Origin of the sequence: Clostridium sp. HV4-5-A1G, from assembly GCF_900184915.1 — a bacterium.
Lineage (GTDB): Bacteria > Bacillota > Clostridia > Clostridiales > Clostridiaceae > Clostridium_B > Clostridium_B aromativorans.
This window is the reverse complement of the sequence record NZ_FXYI02000069.1, coordinates 1-16,797: the sequence shown is the minus strand read 5'-3', so window position 1 is coordinate 16,797 and position 16,797 is coordinate 1. Positions and strand designations below refer to the sequence as shown.

Sequence of the window (16,797 nt, the reverse complement as noted above, 5' to 3'; positions counted from 1 at the left end):
GATCATAATAATGATATAATATTATAAATATAAAAAATTTTTTCATTGAGGAGATGTTTTTATGAAAATAAAATGGTTAGGTCATTCTAGTTTTTTATTGGAAGATTCAATGGGTCACAAGCTTCTAACAGATCCTTTTGATGAAACTGTAGGGTATAAGGTATTTCGTGGTAAGGTGGATTTAATCACAATAAGTCACAGTCATTTTGATCATAATTATACGAAAAATATAGAATACAGCCATATTATAAACAAGCCGGGTTCTTTTAACCTATGCGGCATACCAATTATTGGTATACCTTCTTATCACGATAAGGTCAATGGAGCAAAACGTGGAAAAAACATAATATTTATAATAGAAATGGACGGCTATCGAATATGCCATTTAGGAGATATTGGATACGTATTGTCTAGGGATAAAGTAGAAGAATTAGGAAGCATAGATGTATTATTTATTCCGGTAGGCGGCAATTTTACTATAGATGGTAAAGAAGCTGCAGCACTTGCTAAATCCATTAACAGCCACATAGTAATTCCAATGCATTATAAGACTTCCCCTTTAACTTTCGAATTAGATGGTCTAGAAAAATTCCTTAAATACGCAAGAAATGCAGAAAGAGTTAAGAACAACACTTTAATTATAGAAAATAATTTACAAGAATACAATTCAGTTAAAATACTTGATTTTAAATAATTGCCAAACAAGCACCAACATTGATATCCATCAAAATATTAATTGTGCTCTACGTGCTCTAATCCTGCATTAAACAGCCTATTTATATGTTCATCATCCAATGAATAATATACAGATTTACCATCTCTCCTAAATTTAACTAGTCGAGCTGTCTTTAAAATTCTAAGTTGATGTGATATAGCGGATTGGCTCATTTGAAGTATCTCTGCTATATCACATACACACAGTTCTTTCTTAAACAGTGCATATATTATTTTAATTCTTGTGAAATCACCTAACACTTTAAAGAGACCGGAGAGATCCCTAAAGACTTTTTCATCCAGCATACTCTCTTTAACGCACTTTATACAGTCTTCATGAAGTTCAGTACAGGAGCACACTTCAATTCCCAAATTATCTTTCACATTATCAACTCCCTACTAGAAGTATTATAATATATTTAATTGGATCCTTTCAACTAAAATCACAATAGTACTACTTTTAATTATAAAATATCTCTACAACCTTGTGAGTTTTTAGACTTTTTTTTACATCAATAATTCTCTGATTGCTTGAACCTTTGAATTTTAATCTGCAGTCCTTCTTATTTTCTTCAAATTTTCCATCAACCAATACGTCTATGTCATTTATCAGACTTTGCCAATATTCATTTTGAGTGTTATACAGGATATACTCAAAAGTATATCCTGTATAACACCATATATTCAAACCCAATGCTTTAATTTTATCTGCCATATAGGAAAATTCTTCTGCCTGTTCAAAGGGATCGCCTCCTGAAAATGTAATTCCAGTTATCAGCGGATTACCCTTTATCTGTTCAATCAATTCATCTGTATCTCTAAGCTCTCCCCCATTAAAATCATGTGTGGAAGGATTAAAACATCCTCTGCAATTATGTCTGCATCCTTGAGCAAAAAACACCCTTCTCATCCCGGGGCCATTGACCAAACTTTCATATACAATACCTGCCAATCTAATTTTTTTTCTTACCATTAAAATTTACCCCCATAGATGATGATTTAAGAATATATAAGTTCATTATTCCTATGAGATACTCTATCTGCTCTTTCTGCGGCCTTTCCTTCTCCAAATCTCTCGTCCAGTGATAAATATCCCGTTACTCTGGATATTCCCTGTATATTACTACTGCCGCATTTAGGACATACTTCTTCGCCTTGCAAATAAGTACCACATTCTTTACAATATCTTATATGAAAATTTATCCCTATGTAGCTCATATTCGTGTTATCGTAGGCATAATTAATTATATTTTTTACCACTTCTTCTGATGGATAATCGTCTATTTCCACATAACTTATATGTCCGCCATTACACAATTTATGGTAAGGAGCTTCAATATCAATTTTATCCTTTATAGATATTGGAAATCCCACAGGAATGTGATAAGAATTAGTATAGTAATTCTTATCTGTAACTCCCGGTATTTCACCAAATATTTTCTTATCGTGAATTATAAATTTCCCGCTTAGACCTTCTGCAGGGGTGGCATAACAACTCCAATTTAAATGAGTTTCTTCTGTAAGCCTATCAGTATAATTTCTGATATGAGAAATTATTCTTATCCCGAGTTCTCTTGAATTTTCATCCTGACCATGGTGCTTCCCGGTCAATGCCACCAACGTTTCTGCAAGACCAATGAAACCTATTGCCCAGGTGCCCTGTTTCAATATCGGCTCTATGGAATCATCGCTTTCTAAATTCTCAGCACCCCTCATAAGTTTTTGTCCGGCTACAAAAGGTAAATCTCTGACCTTCAATCTTTTTAATATGCTGTACCTATGCATGAGAGACTGCCTGGAAAGCTCAAGTCTTTTATTCAACAGTTCAAAAAATTTATTTATATTACCTTTAGAAATAATGCCAATGCGGGGCAAATTAATAGTAACTGGAGCTATATTTCCTCTTCCCTCCGGGCCTGGTTCTCCATTTACATTAGAGCAAACGTAAGTCCGGCATCCCATAGTAGCAGGTATAATTCCCTTGTCATAATAAGTCTTGTTAAAATCCGCATCTAAATTCATGAAAGTTGGATTCATTCTTTTTGAGGCCACTCTACAAGCTATGCTAAATAAATAGTAGTATGGATCTTCCTCATTTTTATTTACACCCTTTTTGACTCTGAATATTATATTCGGAAATATGGGCTGCTCGCCTTTCCCAAGTCCCTTCTCATATTCAAGTAAAAATATTTCACAGACTAAAGCCGCATCTTCTGATCTTGGTATACCTATATTTATAGAACTAAAAGGCACCTGTGAACCAGCTCTTGAATGCATTGTATTTAAATTATAAATTATTCCCTGCATGGCCTGTTCTATACTTCGCCTTAATTTCTTATTCAAAATTTTAGCTATTTTATTCTCTTCCACTCCCACTGCCCTTAGATCTTCAATTATCTCTTTTCTAGTGGGTTCAACAAAAACAGCCATGTCATTGTCAAAATCCGGATGAGACTGTCCCCCAAACATATCATTTTGTGATGACTGCAAGAGTATGCAGGAAAGTTCTGCAGCAGATTCTATTCTCTTAGGCGATCTTATATTCCCATATCCTGTATTAAAGCCTTCTAAAAGCATTTTTTTAGTCGGTATATGAAGACAATTTACAGTCAGATTATAAGAATCCAAATCATGATAATATATATCTCCATTTTCATGTAATTTAGCCAGATACTTTGGCATAGTAGCTAAATTGTGCCACTTATTGGACTCACTTGCTATTCTCAAAAGCTTGGCACTAAAATTATTTCCTACGTTAGCATTATCCCTATCTGTCTGAATTCCTATTTTGTCAATGGCTTTCATAAGATCGGATTTTATCTCTCTTATATTATTTCTCTCTTTTCTATAATTTGAGTAGGATAATCCTATCTTCAAATATCCCCTTTTTAAAAGCACTTCTTCAACTATATTTTGTATATCCTCTACATTTATTTCTTTCAAATTTAACTTTTCCAAACACTGTATAACTTTCTGAGTTAAATCAATAAATTCGCTCTCTTTCAACTCATACCCTATCTCTTCAGAAGCACCTTTTATTGCATTGGTGATTTTGACAGAGTCAAAGTCAACTTTCCTTCCATCTCTTTTCACAACATGTAGCATATATTGTTCCTCCTGACCACTATATCTTGTATATCTACCTGGTTTATTATACTATACCACATATAAAAAATCAATTTTTAAATTTTAGGAATAAGAATCAAAATAATGATAAAACTAATAAAAACTCAATTTTATAGGAGGAATCTATATGATTGGTAAAATAATAGATTTAAATGTTACAGAAGCACTTATAAGTTTTCAAGATGGATCAACTGCCGATATAGGTATCTCTCATTTACCTGCCAGCATAAAAATAGGAGATACTGTAAATATAAATCCAAATTTTACATCTAAGTTAAATGATAAGTTTGGAAATACTTCACTCATGAATATATTTTAATTTTTCCTAAAAAAATATTATACAAAAATGCGTTCTGACTAAACCCATTAAGCTTTTTCAGAACGCACTTCCCTATTTGATTCAAAATCAATTCAATATACTTTTTTATTCTACAGTAATGGCAGAAACAGGACAATTTTCCTCAGCTTCTTTTGCCGAGCCTTGAGACTCTTCCGGTACTTCGCCTGTAATTGCAACTGCTTTACCATCTTCATCCATTTCAAATACTTCAGGACATGTACTTGGACATAGTCCACAACTTATACAGACATCTTTATCAACTACCGCTTTCATAATATCTCCTGTTGGACAACAGGACTTTCACCTCTCTTTTTATAAATTTAATACATAATGTAATAATAAAATAATTTTCATCTGTATTATTGCCATAAAACTAATTTATTATATCCACGTTTGAATTATTTTGATAGAGCTATAAGATTATCCAACAAATCATTGTAATCATGAGAATTGCCTATGTAGCTTTCCACTTTCCCATTTTCCATGCTCTCTACTAACTCAGAATTTACAGGCATTTCCTCTAATAGTTTCAAGCCAAGATATTGAGCCTGTTCTTCTGCGGATTTTTTACTAAATAGTTTTATTTTTTCTCCACAGTTACTGCACTTAACATAAGACATATTCTCCACTACTCCTATAACATTTACATCCATTTCCTCTGCCATTATGACTACTTTTTTTACTATCATGGATACCATATCCTGAGGAGTAGACACTATAACTACTCCTTCTAGTGGGAATTCCTGCATTATAGTAAGTGCTACATCTCCTGTCCCAGGCGGCATATCTATGAGAAGATAATCTAATTCTCCCCATTCTGTATCAGAATACATTTGTTTTAAAACTCCTGCTATCATAGGTCCTCTCCAGATAACGGGCTGTTCCTCCTTCTCTGTTAAAAGATTTAAAGAAATTACCTTTATTCCAAAAGAGGTTTCTACGGGTAGAAATTTTACCTGCTGTTCTTCATCAATTTGAATTATATCTGCTCTTTTATCATTTATTCCAAAAAACCTGGGCATAGATGGTCCTGTTATATCACCATCAAGTACTCCTACTTTGTAGCCTGCAGCCTTTAATTTTACAGCTAGTATTCCTGTGACTGTAGACTTTCCAACTCCACCCTTTCCACTCATAATACCTATTATATGCTTTATACCGCCATATTTTGGCAATATAAAATTACACTCATCTTGATTTTTACCGCATGCTGCTCTACTTGAACAGTTATCACAATTACTCATTTTTTTCCTCCTACAATTTAAAAATTCTCAGGTTCATTTTTATACACTTTTATGTCCCATCCGGCACCGCTGTAGGTGTCATATATATAATAAATTTTTTCACTCTTATTTTTCTTATCCCAAAATGTAATAGTCGCCTTGTACAGTGTAGATTTATATCCTTCAGTCTTTATTGTAACCCATATATCGTATTTATCCTTATTGTTATTACCAATACCGGCATTTTTAAATTTATCATTGAGATCCGACTTAAATTCTTCTACCTCTGTAGATAGTATAAACCTGGATCCATCTATGTCATCTCTAAAATTTATTCCTATCTTTTTATTTTTATCTTTGTCTCTAAAATATTCATTTAAAGTGTTCATTATTGATCCATAATAAACCTGTTTAAAATTATTTGGAGGCATTCTTATATTCCAAAAATTGTTGATCATATCATTATCTATCCTTTTTGATACAATATATATTTGATTGTTACTATAAAGATTTCCAAAATCTTTTTTATCAAGACCCGCTATATAATTAAATTTATGAATTTTATTATTCCCTTCATATATCTCAAATATATAATCTGGCTGCAATGAAGATTTCCTTGATACCTTTTTACCCGAAGACAATATATCATATAGATCTTTAATTGCATTCTGATCAGTAACCACAAATTTAAATCCCTGATCCCTTATATTCTGAATAACTATTTTATCAACTTTTCCCTCTCTTATGTACTCAAAATCCGAATTTTTTAAGCCAGCCTTAACTTCTAGCTCATCTATTTTATCGCAGCCACTCAATAAAATAGATGTCATCAAAGTAATCAATACTAAAAATACACTCAATCCCTTTTTAATTTTCTGCTGCAATTTACTCACCTGCTATTAAATGTTATCAATTTTTACGGTCAAATTTCGTTTATTGACCTAATTAATTATGCTATTTCATGCTGAAAATCTATGAATATTATAGCATATTTGTAACAAAAAAATCCCCTTTCACGCAATTAAACCTGAAAGGGATAATATATATTTTTTCATTTATACTCTAGAGTTTTCACAATGGTTTCAAATATAGTGGGCATGTTTTCTTTAAAATCCATATCTTTTACAAAAAAAGAAAATCTGCAAAATTGTTTTCCCTCTTCTATAAAATATTCTATACCCCTGTAACTATCTCCAATTTCTTTTGTAATAATATACTCAACTAAATAACCATTTCTGCCATTTATATTAATCCTACTCATATTATAACTTTTATATAAATTCTGTTTTTCAGATATGCTTCTACTATTTTGCAGGAATATTTTTAAATTTCCCTTTAAATTCCAAACCTGGACAAAACCATTTATCTTGCCATCAGCGCTTTTAAAATTACTGTGGTATACTATCTCATCTCCAAATATATCCTGAACTCTACAATCCCAATTAGAAGGTAATTTATATTTTAATCTATTTTTCAACCCGCTGTACTGAGTTAATGATTTTATGTCATTTTGCATTAAAGCTGTAAATTTTAATTTCACATCAAAATTTTTCTCAAGCCCAAAGAGAATTGTCATAAGCCCTATTATAATTATTGTAACTCCAAGTTTTCTTTTATTTATGAATAGCACTTTCATAAATAATACCCAGTACTATTTTCTTACAGGTATTACTACTGTATTTGTTTTAAAGTCATAAAACATTAGCCAATATCCCACTTTATTTTTATCCTTTAAAGACACCCATGTAACAAACCCGGATTTACCTCCATAAGGCTGATCTCTTTTATCCTTAGTACCTAAAATTCCATACACCAGATATTTCACTCTACCTTTTTTATCACATTTATATCCTGATAAATAATGGCAGTGCTTTTTTACATAGGGATAATAACTTATCATAGGATAATATATTAGGGCATATTTATTATAATCGTTCATATTATACATATCTTCCATAGAACTCACAGGTACTTTATACCACTTGCATCTTTTTAATTCTTTACTTATATTTTTAATTTCCTTAAATCCATTCATAAGGTTATTAAAAAAGTCCCCTTCTGGTCCCTGAGGATAATTACCAGGTTGACTTATTCCTTTTATTTTTTTGCATTTATGCCTATTTATCTCTGCCTTTTTATAGGACTCAGTCACAGAATCATCTACGTATATAGAATTATCTTCTTCTACAGACTCATTTTTCATTTCTAGATCTTTTTTAATTCTTGATTCAAAAGTATCCTCAACAACTTTCTCTTTATCATCTTCTGATTTATTTTCCTCATTCTTTATTTCCGATTTCGTGGATGGTTTTTCTTCTACTTGATTTTCGACCTTTACTGATGCCTTCTCTTCCTTTTTATCTGCATGTTCTTCTTTTGCATCCTCTTTGATTTTATTTTCTCTATCTGTCTTAGCTTTTTCTATACTCTCTTCATACTTATCAAATACACTCTTTTTTTCAATTTTTTCTGTATCAATAGTCTCCAATTCTTCAACTTTTTCGCTTTCTTCTTTTGAGCTCTTACTCCTATCTTCTAGCATTGTAAAGTTCTTCCATTGAGGTATTTCTGTGCTTGCAAATCCGCTCATTACAGATATTATGTTATTATCTAGTATTCTGACTATAGCAGCTCCTGATACTTTATCCATAGATATGCCGCTGCCAGCCACATCATCCATAGGATATTCATAACATATATCCGCTCTTCCATAATCATCTATGTTCATTTCACCTATTTTAATTATATTTTTTATATCTTTTTTATTGCATATAAGCATCATGTAATAGGGTGTTTTTTCTTTCTTGAGATTTTGTACATAATAGGATATTTTGCACTTATTATTTTTCATCTCCAATTTTGCATATCCTGAAGCAATTTTATCAGAAGCTAAAGAGTATCCTTTTTCATCTTCTTGTAATATTATAAAGTATCTACTATAACTCTTTTTTTGTGCCAATTTCCTATACCTCCATATATTATATTCATTATAATATATGAAGAAACTTTCAAAAAGTGAACAAATAGTTTTAACTTCTATACAAAAATCATGCTTTGTTAATTATAATTTCTCGGATATTTCATGTATACAATCAGATAACCTGCCAAATTCCTGCAGCGACAATGTCTCTCCCCTTCTTTTAGGATCAATTCCCGCTGTATTAAAGGCCTCTTTCATACACTCTTTAGATATATTCAACGGCTTTACCGCATTCCACAATGTTTTCCTTCTCATATTAAAAGCACATCTTACAACTTTAAAAAATAGCTTTTCATCTTTCACATTAACTCTGGGCTTGTGTAATTTAATTAATTTTATGATTATAGAATCCACTTTAGGTTTAGGTATAAAAGAAGAAGGACTCACTTTTCTTATTAATTCAACATCACAATAATATTGAACAAGTATAGACAAAGCTCCATATTCCTTACAACTAGGTTTTGCTGCAATTCTTTCTCCTACTTCCTTTTGTATCATTATAGTAAAAGTCTTAAAATTGTAGTTTTCATTTAGCATTTTTGCAATAATAGGTGTAGTTACGTAATAAGGTAAATTTGCCACAATCTTTATATTATCTTCAACATTTATTATTTGAGAAAAATCCATCTTTAGTACATCTTTATGTATTAATTGAAAATTGGTGAATTCCTTTAATTCCTCTTTTAAAATAGGAATTAAATTCATATCCAATTCAATAGCATATACCATTTTTGCAGACTTTAAAAGTTCTCTCGTCAAAGTTCCCACTCCAGGACCTATTTCTATAATTACATCGCCTTTATCTATTTCTGCACTATTTACTATATCCTGTAATACTGAAGTATCTATTAAAAAGTTCTGTCCTAAAGCTTTGGAAAATCTAAATCCGTATTTTTTTACTATACTTTCTGTAGACAGCTTATTCATATTGCTTCACCTTATTCATCCTTCTATTTACTTTATTAACAGCTAATTTAAACTCTTCTTTTGTTATTCCATAATTATTTAACCTGAATAAAAACTGACAAGTATTGCCGTACCCTATGCCAAGCTCTTTACCTAAGATATCTCTTTTCTCCTTAGAATCCTGTTCTCCTGTAAGTCCAAAAAATATCATATCATTTATATCAAATTCACAATGTTTTTCTTTGAGCTCACACTTTGCATTCTTTAGAGAATCTATTATTGTTTCTGGAAGTGCATTTTCCACTCCAATATCTCCGTTTTTTACCCCATCCTTCTGAGATATATATGCATGTTTTATTCCTTTAATCCTCTTTGATATTATCCTCCTTATCTTTTCTCCTGCAAAATCTGGATCAGTTAAAACTATAATTCCCTGTCTTTTTTGAGCTTCCTTTATTCTATTTATAACCTCTTTATTTATTCCAAATCCACCTACTGCTATAATCTCCGCATCTACAGCCCTTTTAACTGCCCTTACATCATTCCTTCCTTCAACTACTATTATCTCTTTAATCATATTTTCCTCCTATGGTAAATCAATTATTTAAAGAAAAAATAGGAGCGCCTGCTCCTACCCAATTACGTAAACATTAACCCATTTCACGCCCCAATTGATAGCTTCTGATCCTGAGTTAAAAAATAGATCTACTCTATTACCTTTAATTGCTCCGCCTGTATCTTCTGCTATGGCATAGCCATAGCCCTCTACATAAAGTCTTGTACCAAGTGGTATTACTCTAGGATCAACTGCTATAGAACTATAATTGCCAATACTTCTTTTTGCAACAGTTCCTGAAGCTGTTATGCCAAACGCCGGATCTCCAGGTCTCTTACCTGTACTTTGATAATCTGCAGTATATGCAGTTGCTCTCATTTTAATGTGTCTGGCATAATTAGTACTTCCCCCTCTTGAAAGAGTACTGTTAGCTAATGTGCCTATAGCCACTACTTTTTGCACAGGCTCCTTTTTCACAATTTCTCTTATTATCTTTCGGGAAACCTCCTTACCATCCTCATATATTACCCTTGTTGTAATCTCTTTTTCACCCTTTTGTCCTTCTCGTAAAAGCCTTTTAGCTCCGTATTTAACTTGTGCATCACTTTTCAAAACTGTTTCATACTCTATCGGTCTACTTTCCCTCAGCTCCTTAATTTGGACCCTAGTCACTACTATTTTCATTCCTTTTACAATAGCATGCTCTCTAGACGGATATATTTTATCCATGTTTGAGGTTTTAATATTTTCATTTTCTAACAAATTCTCAACATTATCTTCTGCTGACTCTATACTTAATTTTTTACCATCAACTGCTACTTCAACTTTTACTGCCCTTTTAATTATCAGTTTACTTTTATCTTTCACTTCACTGTCTAGACTAGGTATTACCTTATCCCTCGGTCCTATTTTAATTCCATTACTGGTCAAAACCTTTCCATAGTTATGGCTGAATGTAACAGCCTTTATATTCTTACCATCTACTGAAATTGTCACCGTTTTTTTTATACTAAACATTACTAAAACCAAAATTACTAAACTTATAGATATAACAAATTCTATTCTAGGACCACGGGGAAAATATTTCTTCAAGCAAGCTTTAAACTTCTCCACCATAAAAATACCTCCTCTGGGCAAAAGCGACATATCCCATTATAAATGGAATCTAAATTCATGTCAAATATCACCCTGTATAAAACTGTTTTTCAAAATATCAATGCATCCTATGCATAAAACTTATAAATAAAATACTTATTTATGATTGCAATATAAAAATGATCTCTATTCCAGAATCTCCCATATAGTTTTTTATTTGAATCACAGTTTTTATTATCTTTTGGTGGTTTTTTATATAGACTATGTTATAACTACAAATTTAATTACTAAAATATACAATTTAAATAAAAAATGCTAAAACCTCTTTCCTATTTTACACTATTATTACAAATTAAGCAAGTGCTTTGTATTGGAAATTGTTATTTTACTTATTTCCTCTATTTCTAATTCTTTTATTTCTGCAATTTTACTCATAATAAATTGGATATACTCAGATCTATTTCTTTTACCTCTAAAGGGAACTGGTGTCATATAAGGGCAGTCAGTTTCAACTAAAATCCTATCAACTGGTACTTCCCTTGCTACATTTATCACTTTTTTTGCATTTTTAAAAGTCACTACTCCCGTAAAACCTATATAATACCCTGATTTCAAACACTCTCTTGCAAATTCAACGCTTCCTGAAAAGCAATGGATCTCACCGATAACATCCTTAAACTGTTTTATTATATTCAGGGTATCCTCATGAGCTTCCCTATCATGTATAATTACGGGCAAATTCAATTCTCTTGCCAGCTCCATCTGTCTTATGAATACAGCTTTTTGTACATCCCTCGATGGATTTTCTCTATAATAATAATCAAGACCTATTTCTCCTATAGCCCTTACTTTTTTATTTTTGGCCAGTTCTCGTAATTCTTTTATTGTATCATCATTAAATTTGTATGCATACTCTGGGTGTATTCCAACAGCTGCGTAAAATATATCATACTTTTTCGTCAATTTTACAGAGAACCTAGAACCCTCTATGGAAGAACCACAGTTTAGTACTCCCACTATATCGTGATCTTTAAGCTCTTTTATGACTTGATCTCTGTCTTCATCAAATTCTTTATCATCATAATGTGAATGTGCATCAAAAATGCTTATATTCAATTTTTACCCTCCTCACATTCAAATCTCTTTATTTTAATTACAACAAAATACTATCAAATTTCCATAAATTTTGATAGTATTTTGTCTGATTATAATATCAAATTTTGTTTTAGCTTATTGTACTTCCTGCTGGAAGCTCTCCAGGAACAGATACGGTAAACAACTTTTTATTATCTTCCGATGCTGCAGACAAAATCATTCCCTGTGAAATCTCGCCTTTTAACTTTATAGGCTTCAGATTTGCTACGACAACTACATTTTTCCCAATAAGTTCTTCCGGTTTATAGTATTTAGCTATTCCCGAAACCACCTGTCGTTTCTCTTTTCCTAAATCCAATTGAAATTTAAGTAATTTATTTGATCCTTCTATAGCTTCACATTTCAATACTTTAGCCACTCTCAAATCAAGTTTTTCAAAATCATCTATACTTACTTCTTTCTTACAGGCTTTTGCTTTAGGTATATTTGTAGAATTTTGCTGCTTTAATGCGTTTAATTCCTCTATTTTTTTATCCAGATCTATCCTTGGGAACAAAATCTCCCCTTTATGAATTCTAGTTCCAGCTTTGGTGCCATCAAAAGACGCTATACTGTCCCAGGAAACGACGTCTGCATTAAGCTGTTTATACATCTTTTCACTGGTTTCAGGAAGGTATGGTGAAATGCAGATTGCTATTATTCTCAAAGATTCAGAGAGATTATAAAGTACGGTTCCCAGCCTGTTCTTTTTATCTGCATCCTTAGCTAATATCCAAGGTGTAGTCTCATCTATATATTTATTTGCCGCACTTACAAGTTCCCATATGCTGTCCAGTGCATCAGGTATCCTGAGATCATTCATATTTTTCTCCATTTTCTTAGGTGTATCAAGAGCTATATCTATAAGCTTACTGTCCACAGCTTCCTTTTCTGACGGCACTGGTATTATTCCATCAAAATATTTTTCTATCATAGTACAAGTTCTGGATAAAAGATTTCCCAAATCATTAGCCAAATCTGAATTGATCTTATTTATAAATATCTCATTATTGAATAATCCGTCGGCGCCAAATGGGATTTCTCTCAAAAGATAATATCTTACAGCATCTGTACCAAAATTATTCACTAAAACTACAGGATCCACAACATTCCCCTTAGACTTAGACATTTTTCCCCCATTTACCAAAAGCCATCCATGTCCAAATACCTTTTTAGGAATAGGTTCTCCTAACGCCATGAGCATTATAGGCCAGTAGATAGTGTGAAATCTCAGTATATCTTTTCCCACTAAATGCACATCTGCCGGCCAGTATTTTTTATATAATTCCTGATTTTCACTGCCATAACCCAATGCAGTTATATAATTTGCCAGTGCATCTATCCAAACATATATTACATGTTTTTTATCAAAAGTTACAGGTACACCCCAATCAAAAGATGTTCTTGAGACACATAGATCCTGAAGTCCAGGTTTCAAAAAATTATTTATCATTTCGTTTTTTCTGGATTCGGGCTGTATAAAATCCGGATGTGCTTTAATATAATCTATAAGCCTTGGAGCATATTTTGACATTCTAAAAAAATAAGCTTCCTCACTTGTCTTTTCTACAGGTCTTCCACAATCGGGGCATTTCCCATCTACCAATTGAGTTTCAGTCCAGAAGGATTCACAGGGTGTACAGTACCAACCTTCATACTTTCCCTTATATATGTCTCCCTGATCATACAATTTCTTAAATATTTTTTGAACTGCCTTTACATGATAATCTTCTGTAGTCCTTATAAACTTATCATAACTTATATTCATCATTTTCCACAGTTCTTTGATACCAGCCACTATTTCATCTACATACTCTTTAGGGCTCACTCCTTTGGCCTCTGCCAATCTTTGAATCTTCTGCCCGTGCTCATCAGTGCCAGTTAAAAGCATGACATCATACCCAGTAAGTCTTTTGAATCTAGCAAGAGCATCTGCCGCTACAGTAGTATAGGTATTTCCTATATGAAGATTTGCAGATGGATAATAAATAGGTGTAGTAATATAATAAGTTTTTTTAGTCATATTTTTCTCTCCTTTTTCTCTTAATTTTATGTGAATACAAAATATTCTATAGTAAAATAAATGTATTTTTAGCAGCAACAGGCTTAAAAAAGCCTCTATATGAAGAAAATATCTTCATATAGAGGCGCAAATACGCTTTACCACTCTATTTTATTTTTATTTTACAATAAAAACCTCAACAGGTAACTAAAATCCAGAACATCAAGATTATCTATTACCCTGCACTATAACGGCTGCTGCCGTGTCACTCTACTATTATTTCAAACAGCCTGCTCTGGAGCCATATTCATAAGTTGTTTTATCTTCGACTTTCACCAAATTGTCGATTCTCTTCGCATAAATTAACTTACTACTCTTTCCTTCACCGCATTTAACAATATAATATGTCATATATTTTTAGCTGTCAATATTTTTGTTATCAAAAGTTTCTTCATATTTTTTCTTTATGTTTTTCAAGTCTTCCCAAAACGCATCCTTTTTATTCTCATCTCTAAGCACTGCAGAAGGATGGAAGGTAGCAGTCATATAAAATCCTTTTCTTTCCACCCATTTTCCCCTGTCTCTTGTAATTCTCCAATCTCTTCCCAGTATACAGTTCATAGCAGTTGCTCCAAGACAGACAATTATTTTAGGTTTTACCAGTGCCACTTGATTCCTCAAATATGGAATACAGGCCTCTTCTTCATGTCCATAAGGTGTCCTGTTGTTTTCCGGCCTGCACTTGCAAATATTACATATGTAATAATCATTTTTTCTATACAGGCCTATGGATTCAAGGGCTCTGGTCAAAAGCTGCCCGGCCCTTCCTACAAAAGGCAACCCGGTTCTATCCTCATCTGCACCAGGTGCCTCTCCTATAAACATGATTCTTCCCCTAGGATTGCCGTCCCCAAAAACCATATTGGTTCTATTGTCACCTAAACCGCACTTATGGCAATTTACACATTCTTCATATAATTCCTTCCACTTTAGCAATTTAATTCTCACCTCAAACTATACCTATCAATTATATTATATATTATACAACTAATATGATTTTATAGGAATACTACATTAAAACATAATTCTAGTTATCGTAACTGCAGCTATAACAGAAGCTATATCAGCCATTACAGCAGCCCATAACGTATGCCTTATCTTTTTTATCCCCACTGCTCCAAAATAAACTGTAATAGTATAAAATATAGTTTCTGTAGACCCCATGATTATAGAAGATATCCTGCCTATATAACTGTCTGGCCCAAATTCCTTTAATGTCTCAGCAAATACTCCTAAAGCACCACTTCCCGATAATGGCTTTATAAGTACAAGGGGAACCACTTCTGGAGGAAGTCCTATGACTTTTACAACAGGCTTTATAAGAGATATGAAATAATTTAAAGCCCCAGATTCCCTGAACACTCCTACTGCTATTATCATAGCCAGTAAGTATGGAAATATCTTGATACATATTCCAATACCTTCCTTTGCCCCTTCTATAAAACATTCATAGACTTTAACCCCTTTGGATACTCCATATGTAATTATAACAAATATTATTATAGGTATTATAGCCTTTACAATGTATTCCAAATCATTCTCCCCCTTTTGTTCCCCTAAATTTTAATCAAAAATATTTTTCCATTACTTTGCAGCATATTATTCCAACTATTGCTGCTACAGAAGTTGCTATTATGCCCGGCACTATAGTTTCCGCTGGATTTTTTGATCCAACAGCCGCCCTTATGGAAATAACCGTAGTAGGTACAAATTGTATACAGGCTGCATTTAATACCAGAAACAATGACATATCATCACTTGCTTCATCTTTTCTTTCATTTAACCGCTTAAGTTCTTCCATAGCTTTTATTCCAAATGGCGTAGCTGCATTAGATAATCCCATCATATTGGCAGTCAGATTCATAACTATTGCTCCAATGCTCTTTTCATCTCTAGCAGCTTTTTTAAACAATATTTTTAAAATTGGTTTCATTATTTTAGCTATTTTCCCCATGAGCCCACTTTTTTCTGCTATTTTCATAACACCGCACCATAAGCACATTATACCTGCTAGACTTATGACAAGTTTTACCGTTGAATCTGAAGATAAAATAATAGCTTTAGATATTTCTTCTCCCCTTCCCCCCAATACTCCGAAGCATATTCCAAAAGATAAAATAAAAAACCATATAATGTTAATCACAATATTTCACCTCTTTAAATTAAACCTGGCAGCGTTTGGACAAATATTACATCCTAATTACTTTTTATATATTTAATATATGATATATTCTGCATATATAAGCCTATTTATTAGAACAAGCTTATGTTTCTAATGCTCATGCTAGTCTAATTTCTATAATACTCTTTTTAAAAAGCCCCTTCATTCTATTGAAAATACCCTTTAAGAGTGTTAAATTTATATTGTGATAATTTTTTTATTGGAGGCTACTAATGACCATTAAAGATATGATGAAATATATTGAAAGTGAATATTCTGTTATAAATGATACTCCTTGTGAAATATGCGGCGGAGACTACATAGCTAAGGATTCAGATGTAGCTGTGATTAATGGTATCCCCTATGACATATGTGACTGTATTTGTTCCGAATGCGGTCATGAAAAGACGTTTCAATTTTGCGCTCCTTTCGTAAAGGATAAGAATATGAAAAATATAAAAAACATATTAAATTAATTGAAATATAATACAGATTATTTC

At 32.3% G+C, this 16,797-nt stretch carries 19 protein-coding genes and 1 other annotated feature; of the genes, 3 read left to right on the top strand and 16 right to left on the bottom strand.

Annotated features, from left to right (window positions below; all coding sequences use genetic code 11):
* The first annotated feature begins 61 nt into the window (after positions 1 to 61).
* Positions 62 to 694, top strand: a complete 633-nt coding sequence (locus J5G60_RS09130; protein WP_150357493.1) for an MBL fold metallo-hydrolase — start codon at positions 62 to 64, stop codon at positions 692 to 694.
* A 38-nt stretch (positions 695 to 732) separates the two neighbouring features.
* On the opposite strand, the gene J5G60_RS09125 is transcribed toward J5G60_RS09130, so the two are convergent.
* The 3 genes from J5G60_RS09125 to J5G60_RS09115 form a co-directional block, all read right to left on the bottom strand.
* Positions 733 to 1,098: an ArsR/SmtB family transcription factor gene (locus J5G60_RS09125; RefSeq protein WP_150357491.1), complete on the bottom strand. Its 366-nt coding sequence runs from the start codon at positions 1,096 to 1,098 to the stop codon at positions 733 to 735.
* A gap of 76 nt (positions 1,099 to 1,174) precedes the next feature.
* Positions 1,175 to 1,687, bottom strand: coding sequence for an anaerobic ribonucleoside-triphosphate reductase activating protein (nrdG, locus tag J5G60_RS09120; RefSeq protein ID WP_150357490.1), 513 nt, complete (start codon positions 1,685 to 1,687; stop codon positions 1,175 to 1,177).
* 26 nt (positions 1,688 to 1,713) lie between these two features.
* Entirely contained in the window at positions 1,714 to 3,819 is a 2,106-nt protein-coding gene (locus J5G60_RS09115; protein WP_150357488.1) for an anaerobic ribonucleoside triphosphate reductase, read from the bottom strand.
* A gap of 148 nt (positions 3,820 to 3,967) precedes the next feature.
* On the opposite strand from J5G60_RS09115, the gene J5G60_RS09110 reads away from it, so the two are divergent.
* Positions 3,968 to 4,159, top strand: coding sequence for a hypothetical protein (locus J5G60_RS09110; RefSeq protein ID WP_150357486.1), 192 nt, complete (start codon positions 3,968 to 3,970; stop codon positions 4,157 to 4,159).
* 105 nt (positions 4,160 to 4,264) lie between these two features.
* On the opposite strand, the gene J5G60_RS09105 is transcribed toward J5G60_RS09110, so the two are convergent.
* From J5G60_RS09105 to J5G60_RS09045, 13 genes are all read right to left on the bottom strand, one after another.
* Entirely contained in the window at positions 4,265 to 4,453 is a 189-nt protein-coding gene (locus J5G60_RS09105; RefSeq protein WP_150357484.1) for a ferredoxin, read from the bottom strand.
* A 125-nt stretch (positions 4,454 to 4,578) separates the two neighbouring features.
* Positions 4,579 to 5,424 (bottom strand): Mrp/NBP35 family ATP-binding protein, encoded by an 846-nt coding sequence (locus J5G60_RS09100; protein WP_150357482.1) that lies wholly within the window; start codon positions 5,422 to 5,424, stop codon positions 4,579 to 4,581.
* Between the two features lie 17 nt (positions 5,425 to 5,441).
* Positions 5,442 to 6,233 (bottom strand): hypothetical protein, encoded by a 792-nt coding sequence (locus tag J5G60_RS09095; protein ID WP_179978349.1) that lies wholly within the window; start codon positions 6,231 to 6,233, stop codon positions 5,442 to 5,444.
* Positions 6,234 to 6,454: 221 nt separating this feature from the next.
* The gene (locus J5G60_RS09090; RefSeq protein ID WP_150357478.1) at positions 6,455 to 7,039 is read right to left on the bottom strand and encodes a PsbP-related protein; all 585 of its coding nucleotides are present in this window, start codon (positions 7,037 to 7,039) and stop codon (positions 6,455 to 6,457) included.
* Positions 7,040 to 7,054: 15 nt separating this feature from the next.
* Complete coding sequence (locus J5G60_RS09085) at positions 7,055 to 8,362, bottom strand: DUF7922 domain-containing protein (protein WP_150357476.1); 1,308 nt, start codon at positions 8,360 to 8,362, stop codon at positions 7,055 to 7,057.
* 102 nt (positions 8,363 to 8,464) lie between these two features.
* Positions 8,465 to 9,310, bottom strand: coding sequence for a 16S rRNA (adenine(1518)-N(6)/adenine(1519)-N(6))-dimethyltransferase RsmA (gene rsmA / locus J5G60_RS09080; RefSeq protein WP_150357474.1), 846 nt, complete (start codon positions 9,308 to 9,310; stop codon positions 8,465 to 8,467).
* Positions 9,303 to 9,866, bottom strand: a complete 564-nt coding sequence (gene rnmV, locus J5G60_RS09075; protein ID WP_150357472.1) for a ribonuclease M5 — start codon at positions 9,864 to 9,866, stop codon at positions 9,303 to 9,305. Before rnmV ends, rsmA begins: the two co-directional genes overlap by 8 nt.
* A 54-nt stretch (positions 9,867 to 9,920) precedes the next feature.
* Entirely contained in the window at positions 9,921 to 10,961 is a 1,041-nt protein-coding gene (locus J5G60_RS09070) for a 3D domain-containing protein (protein ID WP_150357470.1), read from the bottom strand.
* 324 nt (positions 10,962 to 11,285) lie between these two features.
* Complete coding sequence (locus J5G60_RS09065) at positions 11,286 to 12,056, bottom strand: TatD family hydrolase (protein ID WP_190972218.1); 771 nt, start codon at positions 12,054 to 12,056, stop codon at positions 11,286 to 11,288.
* A gap of 109 nt (positions 12,057 to 12,165) precedes the next feature.
* On the bottom strand, positions 12,166 to 14,097 hold the full coding sequence (gene metG / locus J5G60_RS09060; protein ID WP_150357468.1) for a methionine--tRNA ligase: 1,932 nt from the start codon (positions 14,095 to 14,097) through the stop codon (positions 12,166 to 12,168).
* Between the two features lie 117 nt (positions 14,098 to 14,214).
* Positions 14,215 to 14,471: a binding site (T-box leader), on the bottom strand.
* 22 nt (positions 14,472 to 14,493) lie between these two features.
* Positions 14,494 to 15,072 carry a uracil-DNA glycosylase gene (locus J5G60_RS09055; RefSeq protein ID WP_150357466.1) on the bottom strand — a complete coding sequence of 193 codons (579 nt, stop codon included), beginning with the start codon at positions 15,070 to 15,072 and terminating at the stop codon, positions 14,494 to 14,496.
* Positions 15,073 to 15,150: 78 nt separating this feature from the next.
* Complete coding sequence (locus J5G60_RS09050; protein WP_150357464.1) at positions 15,151 to 15,669, bottom strand: spore maturation protein; 519 nt, start codon at positions 15,667 to 15,669, stop codon at positions 15,151 to 15,153.
* A gap of 34 nt (positions 15,670 to 15,703) precedes the next feature.
* Entirely contained in the window at positions 15,704 to 16,279 is a 576-nt protein-coding gene (locus J5G60_RS09045) for a nucleoside recognition domain-containing protein (RefSeq protein WP_150357462.1), read from the bottom strand.
* Between the two features lie 251 nt (positions 16,280 to 16,530).
* On the opposite strand from J5G60_RS09045, the gene J5G60_RS09040 reads away from it, so the two are divergent.
* Positions 16,531 to 16,773 (top strand): metal-binding protein, encoded by a 243-nt coding sequence (locus tag J5G60_RS09040; protein WP_150357460.1) that lies wholly within the window; start codon positions 16,531 to 16,533, stop codon positions 16,771 to 16,773.
* Positions 16,774 to 16,797: the final 24 nt, after the last annotated feature.

Bases quoted from the DNA above. Each gene is read 5' to 3' on its own strand.
- J5G60_RS09100 (WP_150357482.1), bottom strand. From the start codon at position 5,424: ATGAGTAATTGTGATAACTGTTCAAGTAGAGCAGCATGCGGTAAAAAT.
- J5G60_RS09090 (WP_150357478.1), bottom strand. From the start codon at position 7,039: ATGAAAGTGCTATTCATAAATAAAAGAAAACTTGGAGTTACAATAATT.
- J5G60_RS09095 (WP_179978349.1), bottom strand. From the start codon at position 6,233: ATGACATCTATTTTATTGAGTGGCTGCGATAAAATAGATGAGCTAGAA.
- J5G60_RS09130 (WP_150357493.1), top strand. From the start codon at position 62: ATGAAAATAAAATGGTTAGGTCATTCTAGTTTTTTATTGGAAGATTCA.
- J5G60_RS09115 (WP_150357488.1), bottom strand. From the start codon at position 3,819: ATGCTACATGTTGTGAAAAGAGATGGAAGGAAAGTTGACTTTGACTCT.
- metG (WP_150357468.1), bottom strand. From the start codon at position 14,097: ATGACTAAAAAAACTTATTATATTACTACACCTATTTATTATCCATCT.
- nrdG (WP_150357490.1), bottom strand. From the start codon at position 1,687: ATGGTAAGAAAAAAAATTAGATTGGCAGGTATTGTATATGAAAGTTTG.
- rsmA (WP_150357474.1), bottom strand. From the start codon at position 9,310: ATGAATAAGCTGTCTACAGAAAGTATAGTAAAAAAATACGGATTTAGA.
- J5G60_RS09110 (WP_150357486.1), top strand. From the start codon at position 3,968: ATGATTGGTAAAATAATAGATTTAAATGTTACAGAAGCACTTATAAGT.
- J5G60_RS09070 (WP_150357470.1), bottom strand. From the start codon at position 10,961: ATGGTGGAGAAGTTTAAAGCTTGCTTGAAGAAATATTTTCCCCGTGGT.
- J5G60_RS09105 (WP_150357484.1), bottom strand. From the start codon at position 4,453: ATGAAAGCGGTAGTTGATAAAGATGTCTGTATAAGTTGTGGACTATGT.
- J5G60_RS09040 (WP_150357460.1), top strand. From the start codon at position 16,531: ATGACCATTAAAGATATGATGAAATATATTGAAAGTGAATATTCTGTT.
- rnmV (WP_150357472.1), bottom strand. From the start codon at position 9,866: ATGATTAAAGAGATAATAGTAGTTGAAGGAAGGAATGATGTAAGGGCA.